Annotated in this window: 18 protein-coding genes and 1 riboswitch; of the genes, 12 read left to right on the top strand and 6 right to left on the bottom strand. The window is 64.0% G+C overall.

Going from position 1 to position 22277, the window contains the following annotated elements:
- The first annotated feature begins 23 nt into the window (after positions 1-23).
- From K1177_RS11645 to K1177_RS11620, 6 genes are all read left to right on the top strand, one after another.
- Entirely contained in the window at positions 24-965 is a 942-nt protein-coding gene (locus tag K1177_RS11645) for an ABC transporter permease (protein WP_224703460.1), read from the top strand.
- Entirely contained in the window at positions 952-1935 is a 984-nt protein-coding gene (locus tag K1177_RS11640; RefSeq protein WP_224703459.1) for a carbohydrate ABC transporter permease, read from the top strand. The genes K1177_RS11645 and K1177_RS11640 overlap by 14 nt, the downstream gene beginning before the upstream one ends.
- A 64-nt stretch (positions 1936-1999) precedes the next feature.
- Positions 2000-3550: a DUF3502 domain-containing protein gene (locus K1177_RS11635; protein WP_224703458.1), complete on the top strand. Its 1551-nt coding sequence runs from the start codon at positions 2000-2002 to the stop codon at positions 3548-3550.
- Positions 3551-3666: 116 nt separating this feature from the next.
- On the top strand, positions 3667-4281 hold the full coding sequence (locus tag K1177_RS11630; RefSeq protein ID WP_224703457.1) for a YesL family protein: 615 nt from the start codon (positions 3667-3669) through the stop codon (positions 4279-4281).
- Positions 4282-4295: 14 nt separating this feature from the next.
- Positions 4296-6707 carry a glycoside hydrolase family 2 TIM barrel-domain containing protein gene (locus K1177_RS11625; RefSeq protein ID WP_224703456.1) on the top strand — a complete coding sequence of 804 codons (2412 nt, stop codon included), beginning with the start codon at positions 4296-4298 and terminating at the stop codon, positions 6705-6707.
- On the top strand, positions 6701-7486 hold the full coding sequence (locus tag K1177_RS11620) for an SDR family NAD(P)-dependent oxidoreductase (RefSeq protein ID WP_224703455.1): 786 nt from the start codon (positions 6701-6703) through the stop codon (positions 7484-7486). Before K1177_RS11625 ends, K1177_RS11620 begins: the two co-directional genes overlap by 7 nt.
- A gap of 44 nt (positions 7487-7530) precedes the next feature.
- On the opposite strand, the gene K1177_RS11615 is transcribed toward K1177_RS11620, so the two are convergent.
- Positions 7531-8514, bottom strand: a complete 984-nt coding sequence (locus K1177_RS11615; RefSeq protein ID WP_224703454.1) for a sugar phosphate isomerase/epimerase family protein — start codon at positions 8512-8514, stop codon at positions 7531-7533.
- Between the two features lie 197 nt (positions 8515-8711).
- On the opposite strand from K1177_RS11615, the gene K1177_RS11610 reads away from it, so the two are divergent.
- From K1177_RS11610 to serA, 3 genes are all read left to right on the top strand, one after another.
- The gene (locus K1177_RS11610; protein ID WP_224703453.1) at positions 8712-9944 is read left to right on the top strand and encodes an ROK family transcriptional regulator; all 1233 of its coding nucleotides are present in this window, start codon (positions 8712-8714) and stop codon (positions 9942-9944) included.
- Between the two features lie 132 nt (positions 9945-10076).
- Positions 10077-11252 carry a phosphoserine transaminase gene (locus K1177_RS11605; RefSeq protein WP_224703744.1) on the top strand — a complete coding sequence of 392 codons (1176 nt, stop codon included), beginning with the start codon at positions 10077-10079 and terminating at the stop codon, positions 11250-11252.
- A gap of 157 nt (positions 11253-11409) precedes the next feature.
- Positions 11410-12993: a phosphoglycerate dehydrogenase gene (gene serA, locus K1177_RS11600; RefSeq protein WP_224703452.1), complete on the top strand. Its 1584-nt coding sequence runs from the start codon at positions 11410-11412 to the stop codon at positions 12991-12993.
- A gap of 65 nt (positions 12994-13058) precedes the next feature.
- On the opposite strand, the gene K1177_RS11595 is transcribed toward serA, so the two are convergent.
- Positions 13059-14003: a DMT family transporter gene (locus K1177_RS11595; RefSeq protein ID WP_224703451.1), complete on the bottom strand. Its 945-nt coding sequence runs from the start codon at positions 14001-14003 to the stop codon at positions 13059-13061.
- Between the two features lie 159 nt (positions 14004-14162).
- Between K1177_RS11595 and K1177_RS11590 the strand changes: the two genes are divergently transcribed.
- Both K1177_RS11590 and K1177_RS11585 read left to right on the top strand, forming a co-directional pair.
- Positions 14163-15452, top strand: a complete 1290-nt coding sequence (locus K1177_RS11590; RefSeq protein WP_224703450.1) for an adenylosuccinate synthase — start codon at positions 14163-14165, stop codon at positions 15450-15452.
- Between the two features lie 48 nt (positions 15453-15500).
- Complete coding sequence (locus K1177_RS11585) at positions 15501-17537, top strand: hypothetical protein (RefSeq protein ID WP_224703449.1); 2037 nt, start codon at positions 15501-15503, stop codon at positions 17535-17537.
- 8 nt (positions 17538-17545) lie between these two features.
- On the opposite strand, the gene K1177_RS11580 is transcribed toward K1177_RS11585, so the two are convergent.
- The 3 genes from K1177_RS11580 to thiB form a co-directional block, all read right to left on the bottom strand.
- A complete protein-coding gene (locus K1177_RS11580) occupies positions 17546-18184 on the bottom strand; it encodes an ATP-binding cassette domain-containing protein (protein WP_224703448.1) in 639 nt (212 codons plus the stop codon).
- The gene (locus K1177_RS11575) at positions 18171-19781 is read right to left on the bottom strand and encodes an ABC transporter permease family protein (protein WP_224703447.1); all 1611 of its coding nucleotides are present in this window, start codon (positions 19779-19781) and stop codon (positions 18171-18173) included. The genes K1177_RS11580 and K1177_RS11575 overlap by 14 nt, the downstream gene beginning before the upstream one ends.
- A gap of 84 nt (positions 19782-19865) precedes the next feature.
- A complete protein-coding gene (gene thiB, locus K1177_RS11570) occupies positions 19866-20870 on the bottom strand; it encodes a thiamine ABC transporter substrate binding subunit (protein ID WP_224703446.1) in 1005 nt (334 codons plus the stop codon).
- Positions 20871-20938: 68 nt separating this feature from the next.
- Positions 20939-21038, bottom strand: a riboswitch (TPP riboswitch).
- A 20-nt stretch (positions 21039-21058) separates the two neighbouring features.
- On the opposite strand from thiB, the gene K1177_RS11565 reads away from it, so the two are divergent.
- Positions 21059-21772: a thiamine diphosphokinase gene (locus K1177_RS11565; protein WP_224703445.1), complete on the top strand. Its 714-nt coding sequence runs from the start codon at positions 21059-21061 to the stop codon at positions 21770-21772.
- A 51-nt stretch (positions 21773-21823) separates the two neighbouring features.
- Here K1177_RS11565 and fliJ read toward each other — a convergent pair whose 3' ends face one another.
- On the bottom strand, positions 21824-22237 hold the full coding sequence (fliJ, locus tag K1177_RS11560) for a flagellar export protein FliJ (RefSeq protein WP_224703444.1): 414 nt from the start codon (positions 22235-22237) through the stop codon (positions 21824-21826).
- Positions 22238-22277: the final 40 nt, after the last annotated feature.

Below are 22277 nucleotides of genomic sequence, written 5' to 3'. Positions count from 1 at the left end.
CGCCCATCTCAGGGAGGTTGAGAATGGCACACGAGGATTCGCCACGCCGGCGGAAGTCCCTGTTGCGCAAGGTCGTCGACAGCCGAATTCTGCTGCTGATGTGCGCCCCGGCTATCGTGTTTTTCGTCGTGTTCAATTATGCGCCGCTGCCGGGCATCTGGATCGCGTTCACGAACTTCAATTACCGCGACGGCATCTTCGGCAGCCCGTTCGTCGGGTTCAAGAACTTCGAGTTCCTGTTCAAGTCCGGACAGCTCTGGATGCTCACCCGGAACACGATTCTCTATAATCTGGCGTTCATCATCCTGGGAAACATCCTGCAGATCGCCATCGCGATCATGCTCAACGAAATCCGGCTGAAGTTCTTCCGCAAGATCAGCCAGGGGGTGATGTTCCTGCCCTTCTTCATCTCGGCCGTGCTGGTCGGCGTGATCGCCTTCAACCTGCTCAACTACGACACCGGTGCGCTGAACGCGCTGATCAAGCAGACCGGTGGCGATCCCATCAAGATCTACAGCACGGCCGGGCTGTGGCCGATCATCATCATCATGGTGCATCTATGGCAGAGCACCGGCTATGGCTCGATTGTCTATTTCGCTGCGATCATGGGCATCGACAAGGGGCTCTATGAAGCGGCCGCAATCGATGGCGCCTCAGCCTGGCAGCGCATCCGCCATGTCACCCTGCCCAGCCTCAAGCCGACCTTCATCATCCTGGTGCTGTTCTCGCTGGGCGGCATCATGCACGGCAATTTCGGGCTGTTCTGGAACCTGGTCGGCAACAATGCGGCGCTGTTCCAGACCACCGACATCATCGAAACCTCGGTGTACCGCATGGTGCTCTCGCAGAACAATTTCACCACCTCGACGGCAGTGGGCCTGTACCAGTCCCTGTTCGGTTTCGCGCTCGTGATGATCGCGAACGGCATCGTGCGAAGGATAAACAAAGACTATGCACTCTTCTGACGCCAAGACTGCCCGGACCATGGTTGAGGCCGTGAGCGTCGAGGCGGGCAAGAGTTCCAACGCCACACCGCGGCGCCGTCGTGCGATCAAGCTCGACACCGGCGATCTGGTGCTGCAGGCATTTTCCTACCTGACGGTGGGGCTGTTCGCGGTCTTCTGTCTGTTGCCCTTCGTCATGATGCTGTCAGCGTCCCTGTCGAGCGAGGCCGAGATCCGGCGCAGCGGCTTTGGTCTGTTTCCCAAGGATTTCACGCTGGCGGCGTACCAGTACATTTTCAACGCTCCCCAGCAGATTATCGGTAGCTATGTCGTCACGGTGGTGATGACAGTGACCGGCACGGCCATCGGCCTGTTCGTCATCGCCATGACGGGCTATGCGCTGAACCGGAAGGATTTTCCGTTCCGCGACCATGTGTCGTTCTTCATCTATTTCACCACGCTTTTCTCGGCAGGGCTGGCGCCGACCTTCCTGTGGGTGGCGCGCGTGCTCGACCTGCGCGGCAGCTATCTGGCGGTGTTCCTGCAACTGCTGATGACGCCGTGGCTGATCATCCTGATGAAGAATTTCATGCGCACGGTGCCCTATGAAATTGTCGAATCCGGCAAGGTCGACGGGGCCGGTGACTTCCGCATCTTTGCGCAATTGTGCCTGCCGATGATGAAGCCGGCGCTGGCAACGATCGGCCTGTTCCTGGCGCTGAGCTACTGGAACGAGTGGTATCTGTCCTCGCTCTATCTGGGCAGCACGGTCGAGTTCAAGCCGCTGCAATATCACCTGTACAATCTGATCAACACAGCCAATGCGCTGCGCAATTCGGTGGCTGGCTCCAATGTCAGCATCACCGATCTGCCCACCAACACATTGAAGATGGCGAGCGCGATCGTGGCCACCGGCCCGATCCTGCTGCTCTACCCCTTCGTCCAGAGATACTTCGTCAGCGGGATCGCCATCGGCGCGGTGAAAGGATGAGGCGAATGGTTCTGAATGAAGTGACCTCACCGCACGCCTGAAACAAAAAATGGAGGAGCAGGCAATGAACAGAAGACGTGTCTTAGCAATCGGGGCGGCCATGCTGGCCCTTGGGACCAGTTCGGCAAGCATGATGAGCAGTGCGTTTGCTCAGGACGCACCGGTCGAAATCACCATGCTCACGATGGGCAACAAGCCCACCAACGGGCGTCTGGAGGCCATGCTCGAGAAGCTCAATGAGCGTCTGATCGCCCAGGCCAATGCCAAGCTCAACCTGTTCTACATCGAATGGGCGGACTGGCAGACGCAGTACAATGTGCAGTTGCTCTCCGGCGACGACAATGTGGACCTTGTCGCGACCGCGACCGACTGGCTCTATGCCTGGGAAAACGCGGAGAAGGGCGCCTTCCTGCCGCTGTCGGAAGACATGCTCAAGACCCATGCCCCCAAGACCTGGGCTCAGGTTGACGCCGCCGGTCACTGGGACCTGACCAAGCTGGCCGACGGCAATATCTATTTCATGCCGGAAGACAACTACACCCAGTACACCAACCACGGGTTCTTCTACCGCGGTGACTGGGCCAAGGAAGCCGGCTTCGAAAATGGCGAGATCACCAAGTTCGAGGACTTCACCAAGTATTTCGAATGGGTGAAGGCCAACAAGCCTGACGCCTATCCCTGGGATGTCGCGGGCGCCAATGAAGCCGCGCTGACCGGCTACATGCAGGGCCACACCGACTTCCAGACGCTGCAGGGCGTCAGCGCCGGCAATTATGCGCCGTTCCAAACCAAGGCGTCCGACCCCTACACGATCACCTCCTGGTATATGGAAGGCGATGCCCTGATCGAGGCGGCCAAGCTGGCCAAGCAGTGGAACGACATCGGTGTCTGGCGTGAAGACGCGCTGAACTATGATGGTGACACCCGCGAAGAGTTCTACGCCGGGCTGACCGGTGCAGAGCAGCACCACACGCAGACGTTCGTCACCCAGATCGTCCACAACATGAACGCCAAGCAGCCCGGCTCCGACCCCAAATTCTACTACTGGGGCGAGGAAAACGGCAATTTCTTCAAGGACATCTTCACCCACGGTGCGATGGCGGTGAGCACCTATTCGCGGAACCCCGAGAAGGCGCTCGAGGTCTATGACCTCATCCGCAACGACAAAGAAAACTACATGCTGTTCAACTATGGCATCGAGGGTGAGGACTACATCATCCGCGAGGATGGCGTGCTGGATCGCCCGGAAGGCTTCGACTCCTCGACCATGTCGCTCGACACCAACTACTGGTGGGGCCGCATGGATGAGTTCGAGCCCGCTCGTACCACCGATGCGCCCAACAAGGCTGAACTGATCGACGAACTCAATGCCACTGCCAAGGATTACCCGTACTCGACGCTGATCATCAACAAGTCGGCGATTGAACCCACGCTGGCCGCCATGGCCGGTGTGCTGTCCGAGTACATCCCGCAGTTGCAGTACGGCAAGTTCGAGGATCCGGCTGCCGCCGTGGCCGAAATGCGCGAGAAGCTGGCCGCGGTCGGCTACGAGGACGCACGCGCATCGATCCAGGCTGATATTGATGCCTGGGCGACTGCTCGCGGGCTGAAATAGGTCTCAGGACCCTGACGGGCGGGGCCGCATGGGTGCGGTCCCGCCTGACACATCGCCAACAAAAGCGGTCGAAGGAATAGCGTGTGGTTAGCCTTTTTTCCGCAGATTCGACACTCATGCGCGGGCTCACCCGGCTCGCCGACATGATGATCCTCAATCTGCTGTTCCTGGTCACCTCGATACCGGTGTTCACGCTGGGCGCTTCGCTGACGGCCCTCAACTTCACCGCAATGCGGATCGGAACGGGCGAGTGCCTTTCGGTCTCGGCGGACTATTTCCGATCGTTCCAGCAGAATTTTCGTCAGGCGACCGTGATTGCCCTGGTGCTGGCCTTCCTGGCTGTGGTGCTGGCGGCCTGGGACCAGGTGATCTCGGCGCTGCCGCTGCCAGGCGAGGCCACGCTGGCGCTCCAGGCGGTGTGGTACGTCCTCGCCTTCAACCTGGTGCTCACTACGCTGTTTGTGTTTCCCTATCTGGCCCGGTTCGAGGGGCGCAGCGTTGATGTGCTGCGCAATGCCCTGATGCTGGCCTGGCGGCATTTGCCGAGCGCAGTGGCGTCTCTGGCGGTCATCGCAGGCGCTGTCGGCCTCACGCTGTTTTATCCCCATGCAACCGGCTACGGCCTGTTGTGGCTGCTGCTTGGCTTCTCGGCCATCGCCGTGGCCAGCGGTTTTCTCTTCACCCGTATTTTCCAGCTCTACATTCCCAATACGCGACCCGATTCCAGATAAGGCCCAACCGACACATGCACGCACTCAATATCAGCCGCTGGGCTTTCACCCTCTCGGACCAGCCGGATGCCTGGATGAAGGGCCATGACGACAGGTCCTGGCAGTCCGTTGTCGTGCCGCATGACTGGAGCGTGGCGCAGGAGTTTTCGCCTGCCTGGTCCAGCGGCACGGGCTATCTGCCAGGCGGCATCGGCTGGTATCGGGCGCATGTGTCCCTGGCGCAGCTTGGGGACCTCGCGGACAAGCATGTCCGGCTGGTGTTCCACGGCGTCTACAAGAACGCCGACGTCTGGGTGAACGGCTACCATCTTGGCAGTCGACCGTCCGGCTATGCCGAGTTTTCCTTTGATCTGTCCGAGATTGTTTCCTACGCCAATAGCGACGACCTCGTCGTGGCGGTGCGTGTCGCCCATACCGAGATTTCGGATTCGCGCTGGTACAATGGCGCCGGCATCAATCGGCGCGTCGAGATCGAGGTGCATGAGCAGGTGCGCCTTGCCGAGCATGGCAGCGCCTTTGTGACCCTGGACGCCAATGCCGATGTGGCGAGCGTCCAAATCACCCAGACCATCATCAACGACACGGCGCAGGCGGCGGCAGTGCGCGTGCAGCATGCTCTGCGTTCGCTGACCTCAGGTCGGGTGCACAGCTATGACGCAGAGGCTTCGCTGCCGGCCGGGGAAGCCTCGGATGTCCGCGTGACGGGGAGCGTGCCGCAGCCAGAGCTGTGGTCGGACACCAAGCCGCATCTTTATGAACTCACCACCACCCTGCGCTGGACGGACGCGGGCGCTGAACGCCAGGCGGTCTATACGGATATCGTAGGTATCCGCACGTTCAGGTTCGATGCCAATGAGGGCTTTTTCATCAATGGCGAGGCGCGCACGCTCAAGGGCGTCTGCCTGCATGAGGACGCTGGCGTGCTCGGCACGGCGGTGCCGGCCGGCGTATGGTTGCGCCGGCTACTCAAGCTCAAGCAGATGGGCTGCAATGGCATCCGCATGTCGCACAATCCGCACTCGCCCGAGCTCTATCGGCTGTGCGACGCGATGGGGTTTTACGTCATCGATGAGGCTTTCGATGAATGGGAGAACGCCAAGAACAAGTGGTGGCAGGGACACAATGTCTATCCGCCACGGCACCAGGGCTATGCCAAGGACTTCCAGGCGTGGCACCAGCGCGACCTCGAAGCCATGGTGGATGCCCATCGCAACCATCCCTCGATCATTGCCTGGAGCGTTGGCAACGAGATCGACTATCCCAACGATCCCTATGCCAGCGCCCTGTTTGCCGAGATGACCGGCAACAATGACGCGCGCAAGACGGCGCGGCAGCGCAGCTATGACCCTAACCGTCCGGACGCGCGACGCCTGCCGACCATTGCCAGGCGCCTGGTCGAAATCGTCAAGGCCAAGGATGCCACGCGGCCGGTCACGCTGGGGGCAGCCTATCCCGAATTGTCCAGCCGCACGGGGTTGACCGGTCTCTTCGATGTGATCGGCTACAACTACAAGGAGCATCTGTACGCGGACGACCACGCCCGCTTCCCCGACCTGCCGATCATGGGCAGTGAGAACGGGCATCGCTATACCGACTGGCTGGCGGTGACCGAGAATGACTATATTTCCGGGCAGTATCTGTGGACTGGCATCGACTATCTGGGCGAGGCGCATGGCTGGCCCATTCATGGGTCTGGCGCGGGCCTGTTGACCGTCGCGGGATTTGAAAAGCACACATTCCACCTTCGCCGCAGCTGGTGGACGGACGCGCCGGTGGCGTATCTGGCGACGCGACCGCATGTCGAAGCGGACGAGAAGAACTTCTGGTCCCATCCCATCGGGCGGCACTGGGGCGAGGAGGGCGGTGACACGGTCGAAATCCTCTGCTTTGCCAATGGTGAGCCGCGGCTGCGCTGTGGCGGCGAAGTCCTGCCGCTGACACGCGACGACGAGAACGGCTATTGGAGCACCATTGTGACGCCGCGCCGCGATGCGCTGGTGCTGGAAGTGCTGCGCGACGGCCAGGTGGTGGCCCGGGACGAGCTGAGCGCACGCGGGGTGGCGGCGCGGATCGAGGCAAGCATCTGGGCGGCGCCTGCGGATGCCCTGCGGGCCTGTGCCGATGCGGGCCTGGCCATGGACGAGGTTGTCCAGATCGAATGCGTCCTCAGGGACGCCGCCGGCGCTGTGGCCAATGACGAGCGTCTTATCAGCGTCGAAGTGTCCGGCGGCGACCTGCTGGGGCTCGAGAATGGCGACCTCGCCGACAACACGCCCTATGCTGCGCGCAGCCGGCTCAGCTACGAGGGCCGCCTGATCATCTTCGTGCGCCCCAGCGCAGAGACGAGCGTGCGCATTTCGGCCTCCGGCCTGCCTGATGTCCGAGTGACGTGCGGCCAGGCTGGTGCGGGGGGACTGACATGCTGATCGACCTGAGCAACAAGGTCGCCATTGTCACCGGTGCCGGACGCGGCATCGGCTACGAGATCGCAACGACACTGGCCAGCGAAGGCGTGACCGCTGTGATCACAGATATCCGCCAGGACCTGCTCGATGCCGCGGCGGCGGAATGGTCTCGGAATGGCTGGGCGGGGTTGCAATTGCTGTGCGACGTGCGCAAGCCGGACGACAACCGCGCTGTCGTTGCGGCCGTGGATGCGGCGTTCGGGCGGATCGACATCCTGGTCAACAATGCCGGCGTCGCCAATGGCGGTCGGGTCGAGAGCCTGTCCGAGGACAATTGGGACCTCAATTTCGACATCAATCTCAAGGGCACGTTCCTGATGTGCCAGGCCGTCATCCCGGTCATGAAGCGCCAGAAATCGGGGCGCATTCTCAATGCGGCGTCGTTTGCGGCGATCATGCCGTCGATCGGCTCGGCGGCCTATGCCGCGTCCAAAGCCGGCGTCGAGAGCTTCACCCGCGTGCTGGCGGGCGAGCTGGGCGCGCATGACATCACGGTGAACTGCTATGCGCCCGGCATGATCCCGACGGCGATGAACGGATTTGCCGATCGCACGGCGGCCGAGCAGGAGCGTCTGCTCGACACGCTGACACTGCGGCGCTGGGGCAGCCCGAAAGACGTTGCCAATCTGATCTGCTTTTTGTCCTCGGACCTTGCCGCCTACATTACCGGCACCATGATCGATGTGTCGGGTGGCAAGTTCGCGACCCAGATGCCCTGGGTTGCGCACCGGGAGCCTTAGCCACACGCACCACAAGGGGGCCAGAATTGGGGGGCGGTGTCGCCTTAGAGAATGCCCATAGCACGCATGTTCGCGGCGGAGCGACGGATCATGTCCAGTTCATAGGTTGCCAACGCGGCATCGTCGCCCTTTTCCCAGGGCGTGCGGTAGTCGGCATCGGCGGCGAGGGCATTGACGGTGGTTGCCGCAAGGCAGCGCGCCAGCGCGGCTTCGTCGCGCGGGGGATAAAGGCGCCACCAGGCGTCGGTCAGCAGGCGGACATGTCGCGCTTCGAGCGCGGCCAGCTCCATTACCGCCGTCACCTCGTCGCGGAACGCGCCGATGACAGCGAGGATTTCGGTAAAGGGCACGGCGCCGTCGCCAAGCGCGCAACGCACCAGGCGGAAGCCTTCGGGGGTGGGCTGCACGGTGTAGTCCTTGAGATGGATGTGCCGCACATACGGCGCGATCACCGCGGTGAAGTCGAGCGGCGCCTCGCCGACCGGAAACGAATTGCCCGTGTCATAGGTGATCCCCACGGAGGGGCCGAGATCCTGGCACAGGGACACCAATTCACGGCTGGTGAAATCCTGATGGTTCTCAATGGCCAGCGTCTTGCCGGCGGCATCGGCGAGGTGGGCAAACTGTCCAAGCTCGTTGCGCACGGCCGCCACACGATCGGGCCAGGGTGGGGTGCAAACGGCGCGATCCCCGCACAGTACGGTGGTCAGCGCCAGCCGGATGGTGGGGGCGTCCAGGGCGGCGGCAATCTCCAGCTGGCGCGCGAACAGCGATGGCGCCAGACGGGCACTCACGATGGGTATCATGCCCAGCGCGACAAGCTCGTGCCGCAGGGCGTCCAGTTCGGGCGCGGACATCGACAGCAGCACGCCATCCCAGAGCTCGATGGATCGCGCGCCAAATTCGCGCGCCAGCGCGATGTAGCCGGGCAGGCCGGCCGGGTGCGGATTGGCGCGCGGCGTCCCGGCGGCGTGCAGACCCAGATGGTAGGACAGGCCATAGGGGTTCAGACCAGTATGAAGTCGCACGGGCGCAGGCTCCGCAGATTGCATGGCGTCGGGCCAGATCACGCGGGGCGGGTGCCTGGGGGCAACCAACCGACATTTTCCGGGCCCTTCGGCGACACTGTAGTCTGCGGTTGGGCAAATCAGAAGTGGCCGGAAGCCGGCCAATGCGATAGCTGGTGGCGACCGCGATATCGGGCTTTGGCGGTCCAGGAGTGAGCATGGTTGTTCAAAGGCGGACCTCTCGCGACATTCGCAACGAATCCCGGCTGGATGTGCTGCATACGGTGCTGTCGGCACGCGAAACGACGCGCAACGAAATCGTGCGGGCGACCGGGTTGAGTCCGGCCACGGTTGCCACCGTGGTCGGCGAGTTGCTGGCACAGGGGATCGTTGCCGAGACCAAGGTGCGGCCGGGCCGCAGCGGCCGGCCGACCGCAACGCTGGGCATGAATGCCGCGCGCGGCTTCATCATCGGCATCGACGTTGCCGAGACCTATGTGCGCGCCGTGCTGTTCGACACCGCACTCAACCAGCTGGCCTTTGCCGATGGCGATGGCGGCGAGCGTGTGCCGGACGCCGACGCGGTCGTTGAGGGCATCGGTCGCCTGGTGGACAAGCTGCTTGAGGAACAGGGCATATCGCGATCCGATGTCCTGGGGGTCGGCGTGTCGCTGCCCGGGCTGGTGCAGGGGCCGTCCGGCCCGTCGGTGATCGTGCCGCTCTGGGCCTGGCAGAATGTCGAGACGGAGCGCTTGCGCGAGCGGCTGGCGCTGCCTTTGGCGATCGACAATCCGCTCAAGGCGAGTGCCACGGCCGAGCTCTGGCTTGGACGGGGGCGCTACCGCTCGAGCCTGGCAACAGTAAACCTCGGGACGGGCGTGGGGGCCGGCATTGCCCTTGAGGGGCGTATCCTGCGCGGAGCCACCAATTCGGCCGGCGAATGGGGGCACTCACTGCTGGTGCTCGACGGGCGGCTCTGCCGTTGCGGCCGCAAAGGCTGTGTGGAGGCCTATGTCGGCGCGCCGGGCATCCAGCAGACGCTGCGCGATATCGATCCCACCCATCCGCTCGCGGGCGTCGACCTGCAGGGCGATTTCATCGAGGCTGTCGCCGCCGCCGCGAACAGCGACAAGACCGACCCGGTGATTGCCGAGACAATTGCGCGGACAGCCTATTATCTGGGCTCGGCGCTGGCCGACCTCGTCGCCATCGTCAATCCAGAAGTGGTGACGCTCACCGGCTGGACAACCTGGGCGCTGAGCGAGCATCTGCTGCCCGCGACCCTGCGTCATCTGCGGGAGCAGGCACCGGGCCAATCGGGCCAGGATGTGCAGGTGACGGTTTCGGCGGTGCGCGGCAATTCGGCAGCCACCGGCATCGCCATTATTGCCCTGGAACGCTTCCTCGCCGACGCCGGCCTACTGACCACCAATGTGCCGATCGCGCTCTAGCAACAGGGCACCGTGATTGCTGCGACAAAAGAGTGATTGACGCCCGAACGGGCCAGGCGTATTTGCAGCCTCAGGACATCTCGCCCTAACGCGAGACGCATAGACCTGGGAGGGTCGCTGAAGATGGCTGATATGCCCCTGACCGCGCCGGCGGTGAAACCGGCTAATCCGAATTTTTCGTCGGGCCCCTGTGCCAAGCGTCCTGGCTGGACGGTTGAGGCGCTGGTCAATGCGCTGGTCGGTCGTTCGCACCGCTCCAAGCCGGGCAAGGCCCGCATCCAGCGCGCCATCGACCTGACGCGCGAACTGCTCGAAGTCCCCGCTGACTATCGCATCGGCATTGTGCCGGCGTCCGACACCGGCGCCGTGGAAATGGCCATGTGGGGCATGCTGGGCGCCCGTGGCGTGGACATGCTGGCCTGGGAAAGCTTTGGCGAAGGCTGGGTCACCGATGTGACCAAGCAGCTCAAGCTGGACGATGTGCGCCTGCTCAAGGCGCCCTATGGCGAAATCCCCGATCTGGCGCAGGTCGATTTCGAGCGCGACGTGGTGTTCACCTGGAATGGCACGACCTCGGGTGTGCGCGTGGCCAATGCCGACTGGATCGCGGCTGACCGCAAGGGCCTCACCATCTGTGACGCGACCTCTGCGGCGTTTGCGCAGAAGCTCGATTTCGCCAAGCTCGATGTGGTGACCTTCTCCTGGCAGAAGGCGCTGGGTGGCGAAGGCGCGCATGGCGTGCTGATCCTGTCGCCGCGCGCCGTGGAACGGCTCGAGACCTATAAGCCCGAGCGTCCGCTGCCCAAGATCTTTCGCCTGACCAAGGGCGGCAAGCTGCTTGAGGAAGTGTTCGAGGCCGCCACGATCAATACGCCCTCGATGCTGTGCATCGAAGACGCGATCGATGCGATGGAATGGGGCAAGACGGTGGGTGGCCTCAGCGCCATGCAGGCCCGGGCCGATGCCAATTTCAAGGTGCTGGCCGACTGGGTCGCCAAGACCGATTGGGTCGCGTTCCTCGCCAAGGACGAAGCCAACCGCTCCAATACCTCGGTGTGCCTGTCGATTGTCGATCCGGCGATCACGGCGCTGGACGATGCGGCCCAGGCGGCCTTTGCCAAGGCGATCGTGGCGCGGCTCGACAAGGCCGGCGTGGCCTATGACATCGGCGCCTACAAGGACGCTCCGTCCGGCCTGCGCATCTGGGCTGGCTGCACGGTGGAAGCTTCCGATCTGGCGGCGCTGGTGCCCTGGCTCGACTTCGCCTTCGCCGAGGAAAAGGCCGCACTCAACAAGGCCGCTGCCTAGTCGCTTCGCAGACGACATGCCCCCGTCATTGCCCGGCCGGTCCGGGCAATCCATGGACCACCCGGACCAGCCGGGTGGTGACGGCGGCGGAACCACCCGATTTCACTGATGCGGCGCTGATCGAACGGCTGCCGCGACCACATTGGAAAGCCAAGACATGCCCAAAGTTCTCGTTTCCGACAAGCTCAGCCCCACCGCCGTCCAGATCTTCAAGGACAATGGCGTGGAGGTCGACTATCTGCCCGATCTGGGCAAGGACAAGGAAAAGCTGCTCGAAGTGATCGGCCAGTATGATGGCCTGGCCATCCGCTCGGCTTCCAAGATCACCGAAAAGATCATTGCCGCCGCGACCAACCTCAAGGTGATCGGTCGCGCCGGCATTGGCGTGGACAATGTCGATATTCCGGCAGCCACCAAGAAGGGCATCATCGTGATGAATACGCCCTTCGGCAATTCGATCACGACGGCAGAGCATGCCATCGCCATGATGTTTGCACTGGCCCGCCAGCTGCCGGAGGCCGATGCCTCCACCCGCGCCAGCAAGTGGGAAAAGAACCGCTTCATGGGTGTCGAGGTGACCAACAAGACGCTGGGCCTGATCGGGGCGGGCAATATCGGCTCGATCGTTGCCGACCGCGCCATTGGGCTCAAGATGAAGGTCATCGCCTTCGACCCCTTCCTGACTCCGGACCGCGCGCAGACGCTGGGCGTGGAAAAGGTCGAGCTGGACGAACTGCTGTCGCGCGCCGACTTCATCACGCTGCACACGCCGCTGATCGATGCGACGCGCAACATCATCGACGCCAAGGCCCTGGCCAAGACCAAGAAGGGCGTGCGCATCATCAACTGTGCGCGTGGCGGGCTGATCGACGAGGCGGCGCTTTATGAGGCGCTCAAGTCCGGCCATGTCGCCGGCGCGGCGCTGGACGTGTTCCTCGAAGAACCCGCCCAGAACAATCCGCTGTTCGAGCTGCCCAATGTGATCTGCACCCCGCACCTGGGCGCAGCAACCACCGAAGCGCAGGAGAATGTGGCGCTGCAGGTGGCAGAGCAGATTTCGGCCTATCTGATGAGCGGCGAGATCACCAATGCGCTGAACTTCCCGTCGATCTCGGCGGAAGAAGCGCCGATCCTGACCCCCTGGGTCAAGCTGGCGGAGAACCTGGGCCTGTTTGCCGGCCAGCTGACGGAAACGGCGATCAAGGGCATCAAGATCGAGTTCGAGGGCAATGTCGCCCAGCTCAATACCAAGCCGATGATCGCGGCGGCCATCAATGGCGTGCTCAAGCCCTCGCTGGGCGACATCAACATGGTGTCGGCGCCCCAGATCGCCAAAGATCGCGGCATCACCGTCGAGACCACCAATCGGGACCGCCAGGGCGCCTATGAAGGCTATATCCGCCTGACGGTGACGACCGAGCGGCAGGAACGCGGCGTAGCCGGGACGCTGTTTGCCAATGGCAAGTCGCGCATCATCCAGGTCAAGACCATCAACATGGAAGCCGAGCTGACCCCGTCCATGCTCTATGTGACCAATGAGGACAAGCCGGGCCATATCGGCCGCCTGGGCACACTGCTGGGCAAGCTGGGCATCAATATCGCCAACTTCAACCTCGGCCGCGCCGATGTTGGTGCCGACGCCATCGCGCTGGTGTCCATCGATGGCACGCTGACCGAGGCCCAGCTGGCCGAGATTGCCGGTCTGGAAGGCGTCAAGCAGGCCAAGTCGCTGCGGTTCTAGGCGTCGCGTCAGCCGAGATGAATACAAGGGGTCGGTGCTTTTGCACCGGCCCTTTTGCTATGCCGTCAGCGTTTGCGCCGCGCGGCGTACTCAGCCATGACAATGCCAGCGATGATGATGGCGGCCGCCATGAAGTGGTAGGGTTCGGGCCGTTCGCCCAGAATGATGATCGACCCAAGGGCGCCAAAGACCGGGATGAGATTGTGGCTGGGGGCGGCGCGGTTGGGGCCGACCAGCTCCACGCCACGGGCGTAGAAGACCTGGCTGAACATGGATGGGAAGATCATCACATAGACCAGGACGGCCCAGACCTTTGGCGAGGCCTGGGGCAGGGTGGCGAAGCTGCCCAGTCCGGTGCCGAACAGCTGCAGCAGCACCAGCGAGGTGAGGGCTGCGCCGGAGAAGGCTATCGCCATAAAGCTCATCAGATGCACCGGCGGCCGGAAGCGCAGCGCCAGCGTATAGGCGGCATAGGCGAGGCAAGCGAGGATGACGAAGCCATCGCCGATGTTGACGTCGAGCGTCAGGATGCGGCCGAGGTCACCATGGGTGGCCGTCAGGGCAACGCCGGTGATGGCGATCATCACGCCCACGATCTGCAGGGGCGTGGCGCGCACGCGGAAGACAATGAAATTGGCGGCCAGGATGATCATGGGCAGGGAGCCCTGTTCGATCGAGGAGTTGACGGCCGTGGTCGTGGTCAGCCCGACATAGAGCAGGCCGTTGAAGAGGGCATAGCCCACTGCACCAAAGCTCATCAGCAAGGGCCAGGCACGCCGGATCACCGGCCAGTCGGCCTTCAGGAACCGCCAGGCGAAGGGCAGGATGAAGAGCGTGGCACCGACGCAGCGGCTGGCCAGCAGCAGGAAGGGGTCCATTTCGCCCACAACCATCTTGGCCGCAACGACATTGCCGCCCCAGAACATGGGCGCCAGAATGAGCATCAGATAGGGCTGATCGAGCAATCGAGCGGATATGCCGCGATTTTGGTGGTCCTGCGGCTTTGTCATAATTGCCCGGTTGATGTATGGACATTCGGACTTAGCAGTTATTCGGCCACGATCAAACCCATCCAAGCGTGTGGCCGGGGGGACAGACGTCCAAATCAGTGAAGGGCGACCTCTGTGTCGGCCCCTTTGTTTCGCGCCTATCCTGGAGAAGGTTTTTCAATGGCTAATGTGGTTGTCGTCGGCTCGCAGTGGGGCGACGAGGGCAAGGGCAAGATCGTGGACTGGCTCAGCGAGCGCGCCGATGTGGTGGTGCGCTACCATGGGGGCCACAATGCCGGCCACACGCTGGTCATCGATGGTGTGAGCTACAAGCTGGCGCTGCTGCCCTCCGGTCTGGTGCAAGGCAAGCTCTCGGTCATCGGCAATGGCGTGGTGGTCGATCCGCACCACTTCGTCACCGAGATGGAAAAGCTGCGCGGGCAGGGCGTCAAGATCACGCCGGAAATCCTGCGCATCGCCGACAATGCTCCGCTGATTCTGTCGCTGCACCGTGAACTGGATGCCATCCGCGAGGATTCCAACTCGGGCCTCAAGATCGGCACCACCAAGCGCGGCATCGGCCCCGCCTATGAGGACAAGGTTGGCCGCCGTGCCATCCGCCTGATTGACCTCAGCGAACCCGACACGCTGATGGTCAAGATCGAGCGCCTGCTGTCGCACCACAATGCGCTGCGCCGCGGCATGGGCCTGGTCGAGATTTCGGCCCAGAAGATCTATGACGAGCTGATGGAAGTGGCGGCACAGATCCTGCCGTTCATGGATCGCGTTTGGCAGGTGCTGGATGACAAGCGCAAGGCCGGCGCCCGCATCCTGTTCGAAGGCGCCCAGGGCGCGCTGCTGGACAATGACCACGGCACCTATCCCTTCGTGACCTCATCCAACACGGTCGCCGGCCAGGCAGCCGCAGGCTCGGGCCTGGGGCCCACGGCCATCGGCTATGTGCTGGGCATTACCAAGGCCTATACCACCCGCGTCGGCGAGGGCCCGTTCCCCTGCGAGCTGGACGATGACATCGGCCGCCACCTGGCGACGGTCGGCCGGGAAGTGGGCGTCAACACCGGGCGGCCGCGTCGCTGCGGCTGGTTCGATGCCGTGCTGGTGCGCCAGACCGTCAAGACCTCGGGCATTTCGGGCATTGCCCTGACCAAGCTGGACGTTCTGGATGGCCTAAAGGAGATCAAGGTCTGCGTCGGCTATGAGCTGGACGGATCACGGATCGATTACTTGCCTGCCTCAATGGGAGCGCAAGCGCGGGTTAAGCCAATATATGAGACGCTTGAAGGCTGGTCGGAAACGACCGCCGGGGCGCGCAGCTGGGCTCAGCTGCCGGCCCAGGCCATCAAGTATGTCCGGTTCATCGAAGAGCAGATCGGTGCCCCCGTGGCCATGCTGTCGACGAGCCCGGAACGGCTCGACACCATCCTGGTGGTTGACCCATTCCAAGACTGAGTTTTTTTGATACAACACGTCGTGGACATCGTGAGTACCAAGTAACCAATGGCGGACTACAAAGAGCTGTTGCGCCGGGCCATCTCGGCGCTGCCGGAGAATAACGGAGCCGCCCGACGGGCGGTCTACGAGAAAGCGCGTTCCGCACTGGTTGGCCAGTTGCGTGCGATCACGCCGCCTTTGCCGGCGCGCGACATCACCCAGCACCGGCTGCAGCTCGAAGATTGCATTCGCCAGGTTGAGCAGGAGGCCAGCGAGGCCGTCATCATGCTCGGTCGCGACGCGGCGCCCGCGCCGCGTCCGGTGTTTACGCCAGCGGCGAGTGCGGCGTCCGTCGCCGATACCCGCCCTGCGGAACTCAAACCCGTCGACACCAAGCCGGCAGAACACCGGCCATTCGAATCACGGCCGGTGGAAAGCAAGCCGGCCGATATCCGGCCCATCGAGGCCCGCAGGACGGAACCTGCGCCGGCGCCGACGCCGTCCTCCCAACCCGTTGAGGCAGCCACGCCACAGGCAGAGCCTTCGATAGAGACCGCCAAGCCGACATCCTCCATGTCGATCGAGGAGATCATCGAGCAGGCAGCGTCCACCGGCGGCGCCAAGATCGAGACCGTCGACACACCGACCAAGCCAGCCGAGCCGGCGCCAATGCCAGCGGCCACGCGCCCGGAGACAGCGCGGACCGAACCCGTGCTGCCGGGCTCCAATGTTCGCCCGCTCGATCCGGCGAACCGTCCTGCGCCGTTCGAACCGCGTCGCACGGTTCCGCCGCTGGCGCCCGCCAATTCTGCTGAGCCGATTCGTTCGCCCGGCCGCATCGAACCGTCCGCGACGCCGCGCCACATGGGAGCAACTGCACCGGCGGCTGCCGCAGTGGTGCCTGCCCTTTCGGCCATTCGCGAAGTCGATCTCGAGATTGTCGAGCCCGACGCCGCTGAAGCTGAAGGCGCCATCGAGCGCGCGATTGAAACACTCGATCGTGAGGCCCGTGGCGAGTCGACCGTTGTGTTGGCGCCGGTATCGTCGGCTGACGCCGACAAGATTGCCGCCGCGCAGATTGACGATGCCGATGACAGCGGCTTTACCGCCCCGCGCGAGTCGCGCGCCGTCTCGGGCCTGACGATCTTCCTGATCGTCTTTGCCGTGCTGCTGGTTGGGGTGAGCGGCGCCGGCCTGTGGGCGTGGCGCGAAGGCTATATCCCCGTCGACCAGATGTTCAGCCAGGCGCAGACTGCCCCGGCAGAAGCCCCTGCGACCGCGACCACAACGCCGACACTTGATCCGGCACCTGCCGAAACCGTGGCGACGGATTCGGTGGCCACGCCGGGCAATACGGCTACAGCCACAGCGACAGGGCCATCGACGACACTCGAGGGGCTTGAACCGGATTCCCGGCTTGAACCCACACCCGAGCCCGTGGTGCCAACCGGCAATGAGACCGTACTGCCCTCGATCGGCAATGCGGACGGCAAGAGCGAAGAACGCCTGCCCGGCCAGGATGCGTCCACGGTCGCAGCCAATGACCCTGCAGCATCGGTTGATCCGGCCGTATTGGCCGGCAGCCAGTCGCTGCTGCTGGAAGCCAGCTCATCTGGCACGACGGGTGCTGTTCCGTTCTCGGGGACGGTGGAGTGGAGCGAGGGCGTCGACGAGCTCAACCTGCCGACGCTGGTCGCGCATGCGAGCATTCCCGCCCGCAATCTGGGCGTCAACATCACCATCCGCAAGAACTCCGATCCGAGCCTGCCGGCGAGCCATCTGATGGAAGTGGACTTCGAGGTCAGCGACAGCTTTATCGGTGGCACGATTGCCAATCTGCCCGGTGTGCTGCTCAAGAACCAGGAACTGGTGGCCGGTACGCCGCTGGTGGGGGCTTCGGCCCGTGTTGTGGGGAATTCCTTCCTGTTCGCGCTCAGCGCGGCGCCGGATGATGCCGCCACCAACAAGGAGCTGCTGGAGAGCCGCAAGTGGATCGACCTGGCCGTGGTCTATGGGACCGGCCGGAACGCCATCGTCACCATCGAAAAGGATGATGACGCGCAGGCCCTGTTCACCAAGGTCTTCGACGCCTGGGACAAATAGGATCGCGGCTAGGTTGCGATCAACGTCCCGTCTGCAATGACATAGCGACGGCTGGCGATGGCGGCGATGTCGTCGGCATGGTGGCTGACGAGGATCGTGTGCCAGCCCCTGTCACGCGTCAACGTCAGCACAAGATCGCGGATCGTGGCGCGGGTGGCGTCGTCGAGCGCCGAGAAGGGCTCGTCGAGCAACAGGACCGGTCGATTGCGCAATAGGGTGCGGGCGAGCGCAGCGCGCTGCTTCTGCCCGCCCGACAGGGTGGACGCGCGCTGATGATCAAGGCCGACAAGGCCCACATCTTCCAGAGCGGCGCGCACCTTCTGATCGGCCTCATGGCGTGAGGTGCGGGCCGGCAGGCCGAGGCGGACATTGCTGTCGGTGCGCAAATGATCGAACAGGCTCTGCGCCTGCAGCAGCAGCGAGACCGGGCGCTCCTCAGGGGGCAGCGGCAGCAGGTCACGCCCGTCCAGCGTCATGGTCCCCGCCGTGGGCGTCAAGAAGCCGGCCAGCAGATCGAGCAGGGTGGATTTGCCGGCGCCGCTGGCGCCGGAGACGGCGGTGATCTCGCCGGGCGCGGCCAAGAGGCTGAAGACATAGGGCTTGACCTGACCGGGATGGGCAAAGGTCAGCTGGTCAACGCGCAGCATTGGCAATCCTCTCGAACAGTTTGGGCAGGCCGACAAAGGCCAGCACGGTGCCGACCAGGAGGACGGCGGCAATGGCCGCGGCGTCGTTGCTGCGATAGCTGCCCAGGGCACGGAACATCAGCAGCGGCAGGGTCTGGAAATCCTGGGTGCCAAACAGGGCAATGACGCCCAGATCGCCCAGCGAGAAACAGAAGGCGAGGGCGAGCATGACGCCGATGTCGCGGCCGAGCAGGGGATATTCCACGGCCATGAACTGGCGCCAGCCCGAGAGGCCCAAGGTGCGCACCAGCTTGCCGCGGGTGGCGGCGATGGCCTGCAGGGGTGGACCGAGCGTGGCCATGGCAAAGGGCAGGGCCAGCAGGCTGTTGCCCAGGATGACCACGGCGGGTGCAGCGCTGGCCGGTGACAGGCCGAGATTGCGCACCAAAAGGAAAAAGCCCAGCGAGAGCACGACCGCCGGGACGGCGAGATAGGCGAAGGCCGGCACGCCGAGCAGGGTGCGGATGGGGGCGTGGGGCGTGGCGGCGCGGCCCAGGGCAAGGCCGAGCGCCAGCAGCAGGGTGAGCAGGGCCGAGGCGCTGCCGACCAAGAGGCTGCTGAGACTGGCCCACCAGAAGGCGGGTTGGGTCAGGACAGCGCCGAAGCCGGCGGTGACGCCATCGACCAGAACGGCGGCCAGCGGCAGACCGAAGCCGATGGTGCTCAGGGCCAGGACCAGGACTTGCAGCAGGCGGGCGGTGGCGCCGTCGCGCCAGCTTGGCGGCACCGAGGCGCCAAAGCTGGCGGGGACCGGCGCAAAGGCGGCGGCGATGAGGATCACGCCCGAGCAGACAGCGATCTGGGTCAAAGCCAGATAAACGGCGCCCAGCAGATCGAAATCCTGTCGCACGGCGGCGTAGATGGCGACTTCCAGCGTCTGGTTGGCGGGGCCGCCGCCGAGCAGCAGGACAATGGGAAAGCTGGTGAAGGCGAGGAGGAAGATGATGGCGGCCAGACCAGGGAGGCTGCCGCGCATCGCATGCCAATCGAGAATGGCAAAGCGCTGCCAGGCCGAGAGCCCCAGCGACTGGCCCGTCTTGAGGCTATCGGGCGCGATGGCGTCGAGACGGGCCAGCAGAATGCGGGCGGCGAAGGCGCCGTCGAGGATGACATGGGCAAACAGGATTCCACCCAGGCCAAAGGCCGGGTTGCCGATCGACTGGCCAAAGAGCGACTGGCTGAGCTGGTTGATCCAGCCACTGCGGCCCCAGATGGAGAGCAGGCCAAAGGCCACCACCATGCCGGGCGTGACGATGGCCGAGGCAAACAGGCCCACGACCAGATCGCGGCCAGGAAAGCGCAGGCGGTTGAGGGACCAGGCCAGGGCAATGCCGACAGCCAGCGAGAGCACGGTGGTGAGCCCGGCCTGGATCGCGGTCATGCGCAGCAGATGCGGGATGTCGACGCGACCGGAGCCGCCATTGGAGGCGCCAGCCGCGGCGAGGATGGACCAGAGCACCAGCGCCACAAGGCCCGCGATGGCCAGGGCCAGCAGCGCGGCTGTGGCCGTGCGGAACGGACGGGGTGGCAGGGTGGTGGTCGTCAGTTTGGCGGGCATGGTGTTCCCAATGTGAGCCAGGCCGCGGCGCCTCCCGCTGCGCGATGCAGGAGAGGCGCCGCGGCGCGGCGGCAGCGGGCCTGGCTACTGGATGGCCTTGAGCATCTCGTCGATCCAGGCCTGGCTGTTGGCCTCGATCTCGGCGTCGGTGAGCGTCAGCGTCTTGGCCGGCTGGGGCAGGGTCGCGTAGGTCGGGTCGAGCTGGTCGCCCAGATCGGTCACGGGCAGCATCCAATTGGTGGTGGGGATGATCTTCTGGCCCTCGACCGAGGTCAGGTAGGCCAGGAACTGCCGGGCGAGATCCTGGTGCTTAGACGACTTGAGAATGCCGGCCACTTCGGTCTGGGCCAGGTGGCCCTCGTCGAACAGGGCGGCGTGGATGGTCTGATCGTTCTCGGAGATGATGTGGTAGGCCGGCGAGGTGGTGTAGCTCAGCGCCATGTCGGCTTCGCCGGTGAGGAAGAGATTGTAGCTCTCGCTCCATTCGCGGGTGACGGTGAGGATATGCGGCTTGAGGCCAGCCCAGATCTCGGCGGCGCGGTCGCCATAGGCGGCCTTGACCCAGAGCACCAGGCCCAGGCCGGGCGTTGCCGAGCGCGGATCCTGAATGGCGATCTTGAAATCGGCCGGCAGGGCAATCAGCTCCTCGAAGGATTTCGGCGGCGTCTTGACCGTGTCGCTGTCGTAGACAAAGGCGAAATGGGCATAGTCGAAGGGCACGAACTGGGCGTCGGTCCAGGGCTCGGGCAGCGTCAGGCTGGAGAGGTCGAGACCATGGTCGGCAAAGAGGCCGGTGTCGCGGGCTTCTCCCGCAATGGCTGTGTCGAGCCCGACGATCATGTCAGCCTGGGTGGTGTCGCCCTCAAGCTGGACGCGGCGCAGCGTGCCGATTGAGCTATCGGCGGCGATCCATTCCACCGTGCAGCCGCAGGTGGCTTCAAAGCCGGCCTTCAGGCCCGGGCCGGGGCCCCATTCGGCGGCAAAGCCATCATAGGTGTAGATCGTGAGCGTAGGCGTTTCCTGGGCGGAAACGGGTGCCGCGAACAGTCCAAAAAGGACCGCAGCAACGAGGCGGGTGGACTTGACCATGGGTCATCCCTTCGTCGGTTGCGGCCATGAAAGAAGGGGATGTGTGTCAATGGCGCGGCATAACGAGATGCCCTTGCCATCTCGAACTTCCTCCGCCAGCATGACCTGGTTCAGGTTCAATGGGTAACTCTCAGCTCCGGAAAATCCGGAACACCCCAGCGAGACACCCCACACTTAATGAGAGCTTTGTGACAGTGCAAGACACTTCCGTTGCGCCGGCGGATGCGCCGATCCTCGCCTTTGACGGCCCAATTGCCATTGTTGGCGGCGGGGCCGTGGACCCCGGACTGCTGCGCAGCCTGGCCGAACACGGCGTGGAACTGGTGGGGGCAGACGGGGGCGGGGATGCCATCGGGGATGCGGGGCTGGTGCCTGCCGCGATCATCGGCGACCTCGATTCGCTCGGGGACCGTGCGGCCTGGGCAGAGCGCACGCAGGTGATTCACATTCCCGAACAGGTGACCACCGATTTTCAGAAGGCGCTCTATTCGACCAGTGCGCCGGTAACGCTGGCGGTCGGCATGACGGGCAAGCGGCTCGACCATACGCTGGCGGCGCTGAGTGCCGTGCTGCAGTTCGCGCCCGAGCGCCGGCTGCTGGTGGTGGACGAGGTGGACGTGGCCCTGGCCGTGGTGGGGGCGGTGGCCTTTGAGGCGGCGCCGCGCGAGCGGATTTCCATCCATCCGCTGCTGCCGATCAGCTTTGTGCGCTCGACCGGTCTGTACTATCCGGTGGATGGGTTGACCCTGGAGCCGGGCGGGCTCCTGGGCACGTCCAACGAGGGCACGGGCGGGCGCGTCGAGATTGTGCCGGCCGATGAGACGCCATGGCTGCTGATCCTGGGCAAGGCGCGGCTGTGGGACCTGGTGGCGGTGGCCAGGAACAATGCGCTGGGCACATGACGTGCCAAAGGGCCCGCATTGGCGGGCCCATTACGATGCTGAATAGCGCGATTACTGCGTGCGGAAGCGCAGGCGACCGATCTCGTCGTATTCGGCCTGTTCGGCCTTGAGCTGTTCGGCAGCCTCGCGCTGGTGTTCGCGCTGGTCGAGCAGTTCCACCTTCTTGAGATCTTCGAGCGCTTCGGCCAGGGCGTCCTGGGCGGCTTCGAGCTTGCCGCGCATGTCGTTGGCCGAGGCCAGCAGATTGTCGCGGCGGCTCAGGGCGGCCTTGGCAAAGGTCGAATAGGCGAAATGAGCAATGTCGGAAATGCCGGTCTTGGTATGCTCGATCTCGATCTGCTGGTCGAGTTCGGACGCCATGCGCACGAAATCGTTGACCATCATTTCGATCTGCGCAACCTGGCGGCGCTTCTCGTCAACTTGAAACTTCTTGAGCCGGATGAGGCTCTCGCTACGCGATTTCAAGACTTGTACTCCTTACACACCAAGTCAGTTCCGAGGCTGA

It is taken from the genome of Devosia aquimaris, assembly GCF_020169335.1.
In the GTDB taxonomy this organism is placed as follows: Bacteria; Pseudomonadota; Alphaproteobacteria; order Rhizobiales; family Devosiaceae; genus Devosia; species Devosia aquimaris.
Note: the sequence above shows the minus strand (reverse complement) of the source record. Positions and strands in the feature narration are given on the sequence as shown.